Raw genomic sequence first — 13,903 nt, forward strand, 5'->3', positions numbered from 1 at the left:
GCTCTTGGCCTACTCGGCGTTCGGCACCTGGAGGGCGATCGCCTCGTAGCCCTGGGCGAGCAGGTCCTCGCGGACCGCCTCGCCGGTGGCGGCCAGCGCCTCCGGGTGGATGATCGCGACCCGGCGCGCCTGGGTGCCGATCAGCCCGCTCAGCTCGCCGAGCAGCTGGTGCCCGATCAGCACGTCGTACGGCTCGTGGCCGGCCGACCCGCCGACGTGGATGGTGACGGTGTCAGTCATTGATCCTTCAGCTCCAACGATTCCAGCACGGCCTCGGCCACCTGCTCCGGGGTGCGGCCCTCGGTGTCCACCACCGCGCTCGCCACCTCCAGGTACAGCGGTCGCCGACGCTCCATCAGCTCGCGCCACTGCTGGCGCGGGTTCACCGCGAGCAGCGGGCGGGGCGCGTCCAGGCCCACCCGGCGCACCGCGTCCGCCTGCGCCACTTCCAGGAACACCACCGGGCGGCCCCTGAGCTCCTCGCGGGTGGCCTCGGCCATCACCGCGCCGCCGCCCAGGGCCAGCACACCGGGGTGCCCGGCCAGCGCCTCGGCCACCGCCCGGCGCTCCAGCTCGCGGAAGTGCGGTTCGCCGTCCTGGATGAAGATCTCCGGGATCGGCTTGCCGGCCCGCTCCTCGATGTCGGCGTCCGTGTCCCGGAAGCCGACTCCGAGCCGCTCGGCCAGCAGCCGTCCGACGGTGCTCTTGCCGGCCCCGGGCGGGCCGACCAGCACGACGACCGGACCGGTCCGCCCGCTCATCGGACGATCAGGTGGTCGAGGTAGCCCCGCACGTTGCGGCGGGTCTCGCTGACGTGGTCGCCGCCGAACTTCTCCAGCACCGCGTCGGCCAGCACCAGGGCGACCATCGCCTCCGCGACGATGCCGGCGGCCGGCACGGCGCAGACGTCGGAGCGCTGGTGGTGGGCCTTGGCGGGCTCCCCGGTGCGCACGTCGATCGTCTGCAGCGCGCGCGGGACGGTGGCGATCGGCTTCATCGCGGCCCGCACCCGCAGCAGCTCACCGGTGGACAGGCCGCCCTCGGTGCCGCCGGAGCGGCCCGAGGTGCGCTTGACGCCCTCCGGGGTGGGCACGATCTCGTCGTGCGCCTGGGAGCCGGGGATCCGGGCCAGCTCGAAGCCGTCGCCGACCTCGACGCCCTTGATCGCCTGGATGCCCATCAGCGCGGCGGCCAGCCGCGCGTCCAGCCGGCGGTCCCAGTGCACGTGCGAGCCGAGGCCCACCGGCACGCCGTAGGCCAGCACCTCGACCACGCCGCCGAGCGTGTCGCCGTCCTTGTGGGCCTGGTCGATCTCGGCGACCATCCGCTCGGAGGCGTCCGCGTCCAGGCAGCGCACCGGGTCGGCGTCCAGCCGGGCCTCGTCGGCCGGCAGCGGCAGGACCCCGGCGGGCGCCTTGGCCGCACCGAGCTCGACCACGTGGGAGACGATCTCGATCCCGCAGACCTCCTTGAGGAAGGAGCGGGCCACCGCGCCCAGGGCCACCCGGGCCGCCGTCTCGCGGGCGGAGGCGCGCTCCAGGACCGGGCGGGCCTCGTCGATCGAGTACTTCTGCATGCCGGCCAGGTCGGCGTGGCCCGGGCGGGGGCGGGTGAGCGCCTCGTTGCGGGCCAGGCCGGCCAGCACCTCGGGGTCGACCGGGTCGGCCGACATCACCTGCTCCCACTTCGGCCACTCGGTGTTGCCCACCATGACCGCCACCGGCGAGCCCATCGACTCGCCGTGCCGGACGCCGCCCAGGAAGGTCACCTCGTCCTGCTCGAACTTCATCCGGGCGCCGCGCCCGTAGCCGAGCCGGCGGCGGGCCAGCGCGTCGGCCACGTCAGCCGTGGTCACGGGCACCCCCGCGGGCAGGCCCTCCAGGGTGGCAACCAGGGCGGGGCCGTGCGACTCCCCCGCCGTCAGCCAGCGCAACGTACCCAACGGTGCTCCTTCGTCAGCGGGCCGGGTTCGCGTGGGGGCACCCCCGGCCGGGGGCGCGGCCGCGGACCCGACCGGGCTCTCTTCCCGGGCCTGGAACGCCAAGCCCTCGGCCGAATCCTTTCACGACCGCGGCCGTCACCGGTCCCACGGTCCGCCCAGCGGACAGCGTGGCGGACACCGGCCGCCCGTCCGTTCGAACCCCGGGCGCGGACCGGCCCCGACCGACCGGCGCGGCGGACCGGGCCCGGCGATCGGGCACAATGGAGGGGGACCGCAGCCGCGGGCCACCGGACGAGACGCGCCGTACCCGGACCGACAAGACGACGCACCTCGTCAGGAGTGTGCCGCCATGGAGCAGGTCGTCCAGATCCTCGGGTCCGTCCTCGTGCTGATCCCGTTCGCGCTGGCCCAGTGGGGCCGCACCAGCACGCACTCGCGCCGCTACCTCGCGTTGAACCTGTCCGGGTCCGCGATCCTGGCCGCCGACGCCGCGCTGACCGCGCAGTGGGGGTTCCTGCTGCTGGAGGGCGTGTGGGCGGTGGTGTCGGCCGTCGGACTGCTGGCGGTGCTGCGCGGGCGCACGCCGCGCGCGGCGCACTGACCCGCGGGCCGCTCGCCGCCGGGGTCAGCCCGCCAGGGCCCGCTCCCCCGCGGCACGCATCGCCGCCAGCGGCCCCTGCCGCACTCCGGTGAACCGCTCGAACTGCAGCACGGCCTGATGGACCAGCAGGTCCAGCCCGCCCAGCACCACGCCGTCGCGCTCGGCGCAGGCGGCCGCCAGCGCGGTGGGCCACGGGTGGTAGAGCACGTCGAACAGCGCCCCGGGCGCGGCCGGCACCCGGTCGGCGAACAGGTCGGTCGCCCCGACCGGCGTGGTGGAGATGGTGAGCGGCCCGGCCAGCGCCTGCGCCCCCAGCTCCCACGCCTCGGTGCGCACCGCGAGCCCGAGCCGCTCGCCCAGCGCCAGCATCTCGCGCGCCCGCTCCGGGCTGCGCACGTACACCGACACCTCGCCGGTGCACAGCTGCGCCAGCGCGGCCAGCGCCGAGGAGGCGGTCGCGCCCGCGCCCAGCACCGCCGCGGCCTCGACCCGCTCGACGCCGCGCTCGCGCAGCGCCGCGACCAGGCCCGGCACGTCGGTGTTGTCGCCGGTGCGCCGGCCGTCCGGTTCGCACACCAGGGTGTTCACCGCGTCCACCGCGAGCGCGGTCTCGCTCACCTCGTCCAGCAGCGGGATCACCACCCGCTTCAGCGGCATGGTGAGCGAGAAGCCGGCCCAGCCCGCGGCCGGGTCCAGCGCCCCGAGGAAGTCGGCCAGTTCGGCCTCCGCCACCTCGAACCGCCCGTACTCCCAGCCGGCCAGGCCCGCGGCCCGGTAGCCGGCGTTGTGCAGCACGGGCGACAGCGAGTGCGCGATCGGCGAGCCGAGCACGGCGGCCCGGCGGTCAACAACGGTCATGTACAGGTGACATTCTTCTCGTCGAAGCCCTGGTTGTGCGCGGTGCAGTACTCCTTGACGTTCGCCGAGAACTCCTTCGGGTCGGTGGAGAACCGGGTCTCGGTCGGGCTCATCGCGATGAAGTACATCCAGCTGCCCGGCGTCGGGTCGAGCACCGCCTTGATCGCGTCCTCGCCGGGGTTGGAGATCGGCGTCGGCGGCAGGCCGGGGTTGACGTAGGTGTTGTACTTGTTCGAACCGTCGTTGATCTGCTGCTTGGTCAGCGTCTTGGACCCGACCGAGTACTGCAGCGTGGTGTCCATGCCCAGCTTGTGGTGGGTGATGCCCTCGCTGTTCAGGCGGTTCTGGATGGTGCGGGCCATCTTGCCGAAGTCGGCGGTGTTGTTGCCCTCGGCCTGCAGGATGCTGGCCTCGGTGACCACCTCGTAGGCGTTCTTCAGGCCGATCTTCTGCGCCCCGGCGTCCAGGCCCAGCTGGGAGTACTCGTTGGTGGCGTTGGTCACCATCTGCTTGAGCAGGTCCTCGGGCTTCATGCCCTGGCTGATCGAGTACTTGGCGGGCCACAGGTAGCCCTCGGGGTTGTTGCCCGCCTCGGCCGGCAGGCCGAGGTTGGCCGCGTTCGCCTTGGCCGCGTCGGCGGTGGCGCCGGTCTGCAGCTTCAGCTTCTTGTCGATCATCGCGTAGATGTCGGTGGCCCGCTTGCCCTCGGGGATGATCAGTGAGTCGCCGCCGGCCTCACTGAGCATCAGCTGCACCGCGGCGTCGCCGGACATCTGCAGCTGCATGTAGTAGTAGCCGGGCTGGATCGGCTTGGCGGCCTTGTTGTAGGCGTTGTTGAAGGCGCCGATGCTCTTCACCACGCCCGCGTCCATGAGCACCTTGGCCATGTCGGCGCCGGTGGAGCCGTCCTTGATCTGGATCTGCACCTTGCCGGTGCCGGCACCGGCGAAGTCCGGCGGCGGGCCGAAGGTGCGCTGGTAGAACCCGTAGCCCCACCAGCCCGCACCGCCCACGCCGCCGAGCAGCACCAGGGCGACCAGCAGGCAGGCGCCGCCGTTGCGGCGGCCGGACTTCTTGGCCTTCTTGGACTTCTTGCCGTCGTCCTCGTCCTCGGCGCGCTCGCTCAGGAAGCCGGACCGCTCGGTCTCCTCCGCCGCGTACTCGTCCTCGGCGAAGTCGCCGTGCTCGTCGTACTCCTCGTACTCCTCGTCGACCTGCGGGCCGTCCAGCGCGGCGGCCTCGGCCTCCCAGTCGATGCCGTCCGGGCCCGGGCCGGTGACCGGCTCGGGGGCGGGCGCCGGCGCGGCGGGCCGCTGCTGCTGCACCGGCTGCTGCACGACCTGCTGCTGCACGGTCTGGTGCTGCACCGGCTGCTGCTGCATCGTCTGCTGCTGCGCGGGGGGCATCTGCTGCGGGTAGCCGCCCTGCTGGGGGTACCCCGGCTGCTGCGGCACCTGCTGCTGGCCGTACCCCTGCTGCGGGTAGCCCGGCTGCGGCATGCCCTGCTGCGGGTAGCCGCCCTGCTGGGGGTAGCCCGGCTGCTGCTGTTGCTGCCACTGCCCCTGCGGGACCTGCTGCTGCGCCTGCTGCTGGTAGGGGTCCATCGGGACGTAACCCTGCTGACCGTACGGCGCGGCCCCGCCCTGCACCGGGTACTGGCCCTGCCCGTACGGGTCCTGCGGGACGTACTCCGCGCCACCGGGAGCGGCGGCCTGCGGCGACTGCTCACCGTAACCGGGAGCGCTGGGGTGCCACGGCTGCGCGCCCTGGCCCCGGCCCAGATCAGTCATCGAATCCCTCAGGTGACGAAGACAACCGGCCCTGCGACCGGCGGTCCGGGACGGCGTCCCGTACGGTCTCCCCCCGCAGCCCGACCGTCGACCGGTCGAACCCGCGTGCTAGCGCACTGCTTGAGGGGAGACGTTACCGTACCGCAGGGTACGCGCCGAGTCGCCACCTCGGCGCTCAGTGCCTGCTCGCGCTCGGCGAGCCGTCGGCCGATCCCGGTGCCGGGGAACCGTGTTGGGCCTGGTAGGCGTTGAAGTCCTCGACGTTCCTGCGCTGCTGCTCCTCACTGTCCGTGAACCTGGTGTCGCCGGGTCGGACGGTCACGAAGTACAGCCAGTCCCCCGGCGCCGGATTGAGCGCCGCCGCCAGGGCGTCGGGCCCGGGGTTGTCGATCGGCGTCGGCGGCAGGCCGGGCGCGCGGTAGGTGTTGAAGGGCGAGTCGAGCTGGGTGTCGGTGACGCTGGTGTGCAGGGTGGTGCGCCCCAGTGCGTAGTTGAGGGTCGAGTCCAGCTGCAGCGGCATCCGGTGCTGCAGCCGGTTGTAGACCACCCGGGCCACCTTGGCCATGTCGTCCGGATTGTCCGACTCGCCCTGCAGCAGGCTCGCCACCACCAGCACCTGGTAGCCGGTCAGCCCGCCGGCGCCCTGGTCCAGCCCGGCACGCGTGAACTCGCCCGCGCCGTGGTGCACCATCTGCTGCAGCAGGCTCAGCGGCGTGGTGTCGCCGGTCACGCTGTAGGTGGCCGGGAAGAGCAGCCCCTCCGGGTTGCCGGCCACGTAGTCCGGCAGGCCCAGCTCGGCGGCGTGCTGCTCGGCGGTGCGCCGGGTGGTGCCCGCCGCCAGCCCGAGCCGCTGGTCCACCGCGGCGTAGACCTGGGTGGCCCGCCAGCCCTCCGGCACCGTGAGCGCGTTGGCGTTGGCGGGGTCGCCGAGCACCTGCAGCGCGGCGCCCGCCGACATCCGCTGCCGCAGTGCGTAGGTCCCGGGCTGGATCCGGTCGCCGACGCCGGCCCCGGTGGCCGCGTCGGTGAACGCCTTGACGCTGGCGACCACCTGGCTGCGCTGCAGGATCTGCGCGATCCGGGTCAGGCTGGCGCCCTGCGGCACCGAGACCTGGACCACGGCGCCGCTGCCCGCACCGGCGAAGTCCACCGCCGGCGCCGGGCCGCGCACCCGGAAGGTGTCCAGCACCCGCTGCCCGGTCCACAGCGCCCCGCCGGCCAGCGCCGCCAGCAGCACCGCCGTGAGCGAGCAGGCCAGCCCGGTGCGCCGCGGCCGGCGCGGACCGGGCGCGGCGGGCGCGCGCTGCGGGTCGGGCCCCGGCTCCTCGGCCGGCGCGCCCAGGTGACCCGGCGTCAGCCCGGGCAACGCGTCCATCCGCACAGCCCCCGTCCGTCGCCGACACATGGTCGAGGGCCCGTCCGGACGCGTCCGGACGGGCCCTCAGGGCTGTCACGCTAGGCCAGGCCGATCAACCGACCGGCTCGACACTCTCACCCGGCGGGCGACCGCTCACCCGTTCGGTCTCCAGGGCGTTCTGCAGGATCACCACGGCCGCGGCCTGGTCGATCGCCGAACGGCCCTTCTTGGCCTTGACGCCGGAGGCGCGCATCCCGGCGGCGGCGGTGACCGTGGTCATCCGCTCGTCCACCAGCCGCACCGGCACCGGCGCCAGCAGCGCCGCCAGCCGGCCCGCGTAGCCGCGCACCTTGGCGGCGGCCGGACCCTCCTTGCCGTTCAACGAACGGGGCAGGCCGACCACCACCTCGACGGCGTCGTACTCCTCGACGATCTCCTTCAGCCGCGCCTGGGAGCGGCCCCCCGCGGGGACCGTCTCCACCGGCGTGGCGATCAGGCCGTCGGGGTCGCAGGAGGCGACCCCGATCCGGGCGTCACCGACGTCGACGGCGATCCGCCGACCCCGGCGCCAGACGCGCTCCTCCATCAGGCCGTGCCCTCCCTCACGCGGCGCGCTCGGCGACCAGGGCCCGGACGGCCTCGATCGCCTCGCCGACGGCGGCCGGGTTGGAGCCGCCGCCCTGCGCCACGTCGTCCTTGCCGCCACCGCCGCCGCCGAGCGTCTTGGCCGCGGTGCGGACCAGCTCGCCGGCCTTGATGCCGCGCGCGCGGGCGTCCTCGTTGGTGGCGATCACGGTCAGCGGGCGGTCGTTCGCCACCGTGAAGGCGGCGACCACGGCCGGGCGCGAGCCCAGCCGGGCGCGCACGTCCAGCACCAGCTTGCGCAGCTCGTCCGCGCCGGTGCCGTCGGCCACCCGGGCGGCGACCACGGCCACCCCGCGCACGTCCTCGGCCGAGTCGGCCAGGCCCGCGGCGGCGGCCAGCACCTTCTCGGCGCGGAACTTCTCGATCTCCTTCTCGGCGTCCTTGAGCTTGGCGAGCATCCCGGAGATCTTCTCCGGCAGCTCCTCCGGCCGGCCCTTGACCAGGTCGGTCAGCTGGGCGACCACGGTGTGCTCGCGGGCCAGGAACTTGTAGGCGTCCACGCCGACCAGCGCCTCGACCCGGCGCACGCCGGAGCCGATCGAGGACTCGCCGAGCAGCTTCACCAGGCCCAGCTGGGCGGTGTTGCCGACGTGCGTGCCACCGCAGAGCTCCTTGGAGAAGTCGCCGATGGTCACCACCCGCACCGAGTCGCCGTACTTCTCGCCGAACATCGCGATCGCGCCCTGCTTGCGGGCCTCGTCCATGGTCATGACCTCGGCGGTCACGTCCAGCTCGCGGCTGAGCACCTCGTTGATCTTCTGCTCGACGTCGGTCAGCACGCTGCCCGGCACGGCGGCGGGCGAGCCGAAGTCGAACCGGAACCGGCCGGGGGCGTTCTCCGAACCGGCCTGGGCGGCGGTGGGGCCGAGCGCGTCGCGCAGCGCCTGGTGGGTCAGGTGGGTGGCCGAGTGGGCGCGCGAGACCGCCCGGCGGCGGTCGATGTCGATGGTGGCGTACGCCGAGGCGCCGAGCACCACCTCGCCGTAGAGCACGCCGCCGGAGTGCACGACCACGCCCGGCACCGGCTGCTGCACGTCGCGGATCTCCACCACCGCACCGGAGTCCATCCGGATCCGGCCGTGGTCGGCCAGCTGGCCACCGCCCTCGGCGTAGAACGGGGTGCGGTCGAGGATGATCTCCACCTCGTCGCCCTCGGTGGCGGCCGGGGCCGGCACGCCGTCCACCAGCAGGCCGACCACGGTGGCCTCGCCCTCGGTGTTCAGGTAGCCGGTGAAGACCGAGGCGCCCGCCTTGTCGGCCACCTCGCGGTAGGCCGCCACGTCGGCGTGGCCCATCTTCTTGGCCTTGGCGTCGGCCTTGGCCCGGTCCCGCTGCTCCTGCATGAGGCGGCGGAAGCCGGCCTCGTCGACCTGCAGGCCCTGCTCCTCGGCCATCTCCAGCGTGAGGTCGATCGGGAAGCCGTAGGTGTCGTGCAGCTTGAACGCCTGCTCGCCGGAGAGCACCGCGCCGCCGGACTGCTTGGTCTCGGTGACGGCGGTGTCCAGCAGGTTGGTGCCGGAGCGCAGGGTCTGCAGGAAGGCGGTCTCCTCGGCCACGGCGACCGTCTCGATCCGCTTGCGGTCGGTCTCCAGCTCCGGGTACTGCGGGCCCATCGCCTTGATGGTGATGTCGGTGAGCTCCTTGGCCACCGGCTCGGTGGCGCCCAGCAGCCGCATGTTGCGGATGGCGCGGCGCAGGATCCGGCGCAGCACGTAGCCGCGGCCCTCGTTGCCGGGGGTGACGCCGTCGCCGATCAGCATGATCGCGGTGCGGAAGTGGTCGGTGACCACGCGCAGCGAGACGTCCGACTTGTGGTCCGCGCCGTAGGTGTGGCCGGTCAGCTCGGCGGCCCGGTCCAGGATCATCCGGCTGGTGTCGATCTCGAAGAGGTTGTCGACGCCCTGCAGGATCGCGGCCAGGCGCTCCAGGCCGAGACCGGTGTCGATGTTCTTGCTCGGCAGGTCGCCGAGGATCTCGAAACCGTCCTTGCCGTCACCGTGGCCGCGCTCGTACTGCATGAAGACCAGGTTCCAGATCTCCAGGTAGCGCTCGCCGTTGACCGCCGGGCCGCCCTCCTCGCCGTAGGCCGGGCCGCGGTCGTAGTTGATCTCCGAGCACGGGCCGCACGGGCCGGGCACGCCCATCGACCAGAAGTTGTCCTTCATGCCCAGGCGCTGGATCCGCTCGGCGGGCACGCCGATGACGTCGCGCCAGATCTGCTCGGCCTCGTCGTCGTCCTTGTAGACGGTGATCCAGAGCTTCTCCTTCTCCAGGCCGTAGCCGCCGTCCGCGACGGAGGAGGTGAGCAGCTCCCACGCGAACGTGATGGCCCCCTCCTTGAAGTAGTCGCCGAAGGAGAAGTTGCCGCACATCTGGAAGAACGAGCCGTGCCGGGTGGTCTTGCCGACCTCCTCGATGTCCAGCGTGCGCACGCACTTCTGGACGCTGGTGGCGCGGGAGTACTGCGGCTTGACCTCACCCAGGAAGTACGGCTTGAACGGCACCATGCCGGCGTTGACCAGCAGCAGGGTGGGGTCGTCGGCGACCAGGGACGCCGAGGGAACGACGGTGTGGCCGCGCTCCTCGAAGAAGCGCAGCCAGCGGCGGCGGATCTCTGCCGACTCCATGAGTGGTCCTTCCGGTTAAGAGTGCTGTCCCCGGCGCTGTTCCAGCTGGCGGGGAGTAGACGCAGTGTTCTCGGGTGGGCTGGGGGGTGCTGACGTGCGCGACGGGGGCAGGGCGACAGCCGGGGAGCCCGGTGCCGCCGAGATAGCTCGGTAACCACCGTCCCGGGCGACCTGGCGGCGGCGCGGCTCGACCACCGCGGTCCCGTCCAGGCCGAGGTCGGCGCGCAACTGCTCCTCCCGCTCGGCCATGCCGGCCTGCACGTCCCGGGCGAACCGCCGGGCGGCGTCCCCCAGCTGCAGCGCGCCGCGGGCCGCGGTGCCGGACAGGCTGTCGGGGGTGAGGCGGCGGGTGGCCTCGTTGGCCTTGTTCATGGCCCAGACGGCGGCGCCGGCGCCGACCGTCATCCAGAAGATGCGTCGAACCACGGTGCATCAGCCCTTCACGGCTCGCCGGACCCGGGACAGCAGGCCGGTCCGCGGCGCGGTGGCGGCGCGCACCTCGGCCCGGATCAGCCGGGCCAACTCCTCGCGCTCGCTGTCCTGCTGAGGGAGCGTCGGCCTGCCCTGGCGGCTCACCGCCCTGCGCACGCCGTAGCTGAAGGCGGCCACCTTGACCAGCGGCCCGCCCAGCGTGGCGGCCACCGTGGAGGACAGCGCGTTCGCGTTGGCGGCGGCGTCCTGGACGTTGGCGGTGATGTCGTCCACCCGCTCCAGCTGCTGCTGGGCGCTGTGCACGGCCTCGGCGGCGTCGTGCAGCAGCGGCACGGCCTGCTCGGTCACGGCCGAGACGAGTACCGTGGCCTCCCGCAGCACCTTGGACAGCCGCACCAGCACGACGGCGAGCAGGGTGACCAGCACGGCCCAGCCCACGGCCACCAACAGGCCGGCCAGCTCTCCGACGGACACCGCACGCTCCCTTCACTGCCTCAGGGGGAACCCTATCGCGCCCGACCCCCTGCGCCCGACCGGACCTGCGGACCCTCCGGGCGCCGGTGGGGCGCGCTGCCGTGCGTAACCTACCGACCAGTCACCTCGTTGGCCCGATCGGGGCACCGGTCGGCGGGGCCGGCGAGGAGAGGATCGGCGTGGCGCAGCAGGCGGCACCGGGACGCGGGCGGCTCCCGGCCGAGCTCACCAGCTTCATCGGGCGGCAGGACGAACTGGCCGCGCTGACCGGGCTGCTGACCCGGTCCCGGCTGGTCACGGTGACGGGGCCGGGCGGCGTGGGCAAGTCCCGACTGGCGCTGCGGGCCGCCGCCGCCGCGGCCGAGCCGGGCTTCCTGGTCGAGGTGGACCAGGTGCAGGACCCGCTGCTGCTCGGACACGCCGTGCTGGAGGCGCTCGGCCTGACCGACAGCACCGCCCGGCCGCCGTTGGAGGTGCTGCTGGAGCAGTTGGCGGACCGTCGGCTGCTGCTGGTGCTGGACGGCTGCGAGCACCTGGTCGGTCCGGCCGCCGACCTGGCCGGCGCGCTGCTGCGCGGGGTGCCCGGCCTGCGGGTGCTGGCCACCAGCCGGGAGCGGCTGCGCGCCGACGGCGAGCACCTGCTGACCCTGGACCCGCTGCCCGAGACCGGCGCCTGCGAGCTGTTCGCCGACCGGGCCGCCGCGCTGCTGCCGGGCTTCCGCCTCGACGAGGCCAACCGCGCGCAGATCACCCTGCTCTGCCGCCGCCTGGACGGCATCCCGCTCGCCGTCGAGCTGGCCGCCGGCCGGCTGTCCGCGCTCTCCGTGCAGCAGATCACCGACCGGCTGGACGACCGGTTCCGCCTGCTCACCGGCGGCAGCCGCACCGCGCTGCCGCGCCACCAGACGCTGCGCACCACCATCGGCTGGAGTCACGAACTCTGCACGGCGCAGGAACGTTTGCTCTGGTCCCGGCTGACCGTCTTCGCCGGCGCGGTCGACCTGGAGGCCGTCGAGTACGTCTGCGCGGGCGACGGGATCGACCCGTCCGAGGTGCTGGACTGCGTCGGCGGGCTGGTCGCCAAGTCGGTGCTGCTGCGCACCGACGAGGGCGACACCGTCCGCTACCGGCTGCTGGACACGCTGCGCGACTACGGCGCCCAGTGGCTGCGCGCCACCGGCGAGCACCAGCGGCTCAAGCGCCGGCACCGGGACTGGTTCCTCGGCCTGGCGACCTGGGGCGAGGTGGAGTGGTTCGGCCCGCGTCAGCTGGCCACCGCCGAGCGGACCACCCGGGCGCACAGCAACCTGCGCGCCGCCCTGGAGTTCTGCCTGGCCGAGCCGGGCGAGGAGCAGCTGGCCCTGCTGCTGGCCGGGACGCTCTGGTACTTCTGGGTCGGCTGCGGCCACCTGGGCGAGGGCCGCCACTGGCTGGACCGGGCCCTGGCGCTGGCCCCCGAGGCCACCGAGGCGCGGGCCAAGGCGCTCTGGGTGACCGGCTACATGGCCACCCTGCAGGGCGACCCGGGCCGGGCGCTGCCGGTCCTGGAGGAGTGCCGCAACCTGGCGCTGGACACCGGGGACGACCGGGCGCTGGCCTACGCGCTGCACCGGCTGGGCTGCGCCGCGCTGATCGGCGACCAGCCGGAGCGGGCGGCCGAGCTGTTCGGCGACGCGCTCTGGCACTACGACGCGGTGGGCGAGCTCAACAGCAACGTGCTGATGGCGATGTTCGAGCTGGGCCTGGCGTTGATCTTCCAGGGCGAGCTGGACAAGGGCGAGCACTGGATGGCCCGGGTGCGCGAGCTGTGCGAGGAGCACGGCGAGCAGTGGGCCTACAGCTACGGCCTGTACGCGATGGCCTACTCGAACTGGCTGGCCGGCGAGGTGCGGCTGGCCCGGGTGCGGGCCACCGAGTGCGTGCGGCTCAACCACCTGTTCCGCGACCTGGTCGGTGCGGTGCTCGGGCTGGAGCTGCTGGCGCTGCTGGCCACCGAGGAGGTGGCGGCGGGCGAGGGCGCCGCGGCGGAGTCGGCCGACCTGGCCGAGGCGCGGCTGCTGCAGGGGGCCGCGCACCGGATCTGGCAGGCGGTGGGCGTGCCGCTGTTCGGCTCGCGCAACTTCAACGGCCTGCACCTGGAGTGCGAGGCCCGGGCCAGGTCCGGGCTCCCCGCCGCGGAGTTCGCCGCCGCCTTCGAGCGCGGCGCGGCGCTGGACCTGGACGAGGCGGTGGCCCGGGTGCTGTCCCGCGCCACCGTGCCGGTCCCGCCGTGCGCCCTGGAGCGGACCGAGCCGCCGCGCCCGGGCGAGGTGGCGGCCCGGCTCGGCTGACCCGGCGGGCACGCGAACGGGCCCCCGCAACCCGGAGGTTGCGGGGGCCCGTGGCGCGTAGGGCGCTACTCGCGGATCAACGCGAGTAGTACTCGACGACCAGCTGCTCGTCGCAGATCACGGGGACCTCACGACGCTGCGGCATGCGGTCCAGGCGGAAGGCCAGGGCCTTGAGGTTGACCTCGAGGTACTTCGGGGTCTGGCCCTCACCCGCGTAGCCACCCTCACGGGCGACCTGGAACGGGACCTTCTCCTTGGACTTGTCCTTGACCGTGACGACGAAGCCCGGCTTCATCTGGAACGACGGCTTGTTGACCTTGCTGCCGTTGACCTGGATGTGGCCGTGCACGACCATCTGGCGGGCCTGGTAGATGGTCCGGGCGATGCCCGAACGCAGCACCAGCGCGTCGAGACGGGTCTCGAGCTCGGCGACCAGGACCTCACCGGTCTTGCCCTCGGCCTTGCGGGCACGGTCGAAGGCGCGGGACATCTGCTTCTCGCTCAGGTCGTACTGGGCGCGCAGACGCTGCTTCTCGAGCAGACGGACCTTGTAGTCCGAGTTCTGCTTGCGGCCACGGCCGTGCTGGCCGGGCGGGTACGGGCGGGCCTCGAAGTACTTGACGGACTTCGGGGTCAGCGGAACGCCCAGGGCACGAGCGATCTTGACCTTGGGACGCTTCTGGTTCGCCATGGAACCATTACCTCTTTCAGTTGCGAATACGGCTGTCACCAGGTGTTGACGGAGGTCGCCTCTCGCGACCCGGAGAAAACCGCATCCGCGAACGGGGCGGTCAGCCGCTCTCCGGAGCCGGGCACGTACGTGCTTGTACGCGGACCACGAGGTGGT

The 13,903-nt window shown here is 73.4% G+C and carries 12 protein-coding genes, 1 pseudogene and 1 riboswitch; of the genes and pseudogenes, 2 read left to right on the forward strand and 11 right to left on the reverse strand.

The window, feature by feature from the left end; all coding sequences use genetic code 11:
• Positions 1 to 12 precede the first annotated feature (12 nt).
• From ACFW1A_RS17640 to aroC, 3 genes and pseudogenes are all read right to left on the reverse strand, one after another.
• Positions 13 to 261 (reverse strand): annotated as a pseudogene (locus ACFW1A_RS17640) (3-dehydroquinate synthase); the annotation flags it as partial.
• Positions 237 to 761: a shikimate kinase gene (locus tag ACFW1A_RS17645; protein WP_380409994.1), complete on the reverse strand. Its 525-nt coding sequence runs from the start codon at positions 759 to 761 to the stop codon at positions 237 to 239. The gene ACFW1A_RS17645 and the pseudogene ACFW1A_RS17640, both read right to left, overlap by 25 nt.
• Complete coding sequence (gene aroC, locus ACFW1A_RS17650) at positions 758 to 1,942, reverse strand: chorismate synthase (protein WP_380409995.1); 1,185 nt, start codon at positions 1,940 to 1,942, stop codon at positions 758 to 760. Before aroC ends, ACFW1A_RS17645 begins: the two co-directional genes overlap by 4 nt.
• Positions 1,943 to 2,206: 264 nt before the next feature.
• Positions 2,207 to 2,272: riboswitch (guanidine-III (ykkC-III) riboswitch) on the forward strand.
• A 19-nt stretch (positions 2,273 to 2,291) separates the two neighbouring features.
• On the opposite strand from aroC, the gene ACFW1A_RS17655 reads away from it, so the two are divergent.
• Entirely contained in the window at positions 2,292 to 2,543 is a 252-nt protein-coding gene (locus ACFW1A_RS17655) for a hypothetical protein (RefSeq protein ID WP_380409996.1), read from the forward strand.
• 24 nt (positions 2,544 to 2,567) lie between these two features.
• Here the strand turns inward: ACFW1A_RS17655 and ACFW1A_RS17660 are convergent, their stop codons facing one another.
• The 7 genes from ACFW1A_RS17660 to ACFW1A_RS17690 all read right to left on the reverse strand — a co-directional run bounded on the left by ACFW1A_RS17660 (position 2,568) and on the right by ACFW1A_RS17690 (position 10,726).
• Positions 2,568 to 3,401 carry a shikimate dehydrogenase gene (locus tag ACFW1A_RS17660; protein ID WP_380409997.1) on the reverse strand — a complete coding sequence of 278 codons (834 nt, stop codon included), beginning with the start codon at positions 3,399 to 3,401 and terminating at the stop codon, positions 2,568 to 2,570.
• The gene (mltG, locus tag ACFW1A_RS17665; RefSeq protein ID WP_380409998.1) at positions 3,398 to 5,191 is read right to left on the reverse strand and encodes an endolytic transglycosylase MltG; all 1,794 of its coding nucleotides are present in this window, start codon (positions 5,189 to 5,191) and stop codon (positions 3,398 to 3,400) included. Before mltG (ACFW1A_RS17665) ends, ACFW1A_RS17660 begins: the two co-directional genes overlap by 4 nt.
• A gap of 175 nt (positions 5,192 to 5,366) precedes the next feature.
• Positions 5,367 to 6,566: an endolytic transglycosylase MltG gene (gene mltG, locus ACFW1A_RS17670; RefSeq protein ID WP_380409999.1), complete on the reverse strand. Its 1,200-nt coding sequence runs from the start codon at positions 6,564 to 6,566 to the stop codon at positions 5,367 to 5,369.
• 94 nt (positions 6,567 to 6,660) lie between these two features.
• Entirely contained in the window at positions 6,661 to 7,134 is a 474-nt protein-coding gene (gene ruvX, locus ACFW1A_RS17675) for a Holliday junction resolvase RuvX (protein WP_380410000.1), read from the reverse strand.
• Positions 7,135 to 7,150: 16 nt separating this feature from the next.
• Complete coding sequence (gene alaS / locus ACFW1A_RS17680; protein WP_380410001.1) at positions 7,151 to 9,820, reverse strand: alanine--tRNA ligase; 2,670 nt, start codon at positions 9,818 to 9,820, stop codon at positions 7,151 to 7,153.
• Positions 9,821 to 9,835: 15 nt separating this feature from the next.
• The gene (locus ACFW1A_RS17685; RefSeq protein WP_380410002.1) at positions 9,836 to 10,246 is read right to left on the reverse strand and encodes a DUF6167 family protein; all 411 of its coding nucleotides are present in this window, start codon (positions 10,244 to 10,246) and stop codon (positions 9,836 to 9,838) included.
• 6 nt (positions 10,247 to 10,252) lie between these two features.
• The gene (locus ACFW1A_RS17690; RefSeq protein ID WP_380410003.1) at positions 10,253 to 10,726 is read right to left on the reverse strand and encodes a DUF948 domain-containing protein; all 474 of its coding nucleotides are present in this window, start codon (positions 10,724 to 10,726) and stop codon (positions 10,253 to 10,255) included.
• A gap of 179 nt (positions 10,727 to 10,905) precedes the next feature.
• Here ACFW1A_RS17690 and ACFW1A_RS17695 point away from each other — a divergent pair, with 179 nt between their 5' ends.
• Entirely contained in the window at positions 10,906 to 13,056 is a 2,151-nt protein-coding gene (locus ACFW1A_RS17695; protein WP_380410004.1) for an ATP-binding protein, read from the forward strand.
• 76 nt (positions 13,057 to 13,132) lie between these two features.
• On the opposite strand, the gene rpsD is transcribed toward ACFW1A_RS17695, so the two are convergent.
• Positions 13,133 to 13,747, reverse strand: a complete 615-nt coding sequence (rpsD, locus tag ACFW1A_RS17700; protein ID WP_380410005.1) for a 30S ribosomal protein S4 — start codon at positions 13,745 to 13,747, stop codon at positions 13,133 to 13,135.
• Positions 13,748 to 13,903 lie beyond the last annotated feature (156 nt).

This window comes from Kitasatospora sp. NPDC058965 (assembly GCF_042741245.1).
Classification (GTDB): domain Bacteria; phylum Actinomycetota; class Actinomycetes; order Streptomycetales; family Streptomycetaceae; genus Kitasatospora.

Coding starts and splice junctions, on each gene's coding strand:
- ACFW1A_RS17660 (WP_380409997.1), bottom strand. CDS start 3,401: ATGACCGTTGTTGACCGCCGGGCCGCCGTGCTCGGCTCGCCGATCGCG.
- ACFW1A_RS17655 (WP_380409996.1), top strand. CDS start 2,292: ATGGAGCAGGTCGTCCAGATCCTCGGGTCCGTCCTCGTGCTGATCCCG.
- ruvX (WP_380410000.1), bottom strand. CDS start 7,134: ATGGAGGAGCGCGTCTGGCGCCGGGGTCGGCGGATCGCCGTCGACGTC.
- mltG (WP_380409999.1), bottom strand. CDS start 6,566: ATGGACGCGTTGCCCGGGCTGACGCCGGGTCACCTGGGCGCGCCGGCC.
- mltG (WP_380409998.1), bottom strand. CDS start 5,191: ATGACTGATCTGGGCCGGGGCCAGGGCGCGCAGCCGTGGCACCCCAGC.
- alaS (WP_380410001.1), bottom strand. CDS start 9,820: ATGGAGTCGGCAGAGATCCGCCGCCGCTGGCTGCGCTTCTTCGAGGAG.
- ACFW1A_RS17645 (WP_380409994.1), bottom strand. CDS start 761: ATGAGCGGGCGGACCGGTCCGGTCGTCGTGCTGGTCGGCCCGCCCGGG.
- rpsD (WP_380410005.1), bottom strand. CDS start 13,747: ATGGCGAACCAGAAGCGTCCCAAGGTCAAGATCGCTCGTGCCCTGGGC.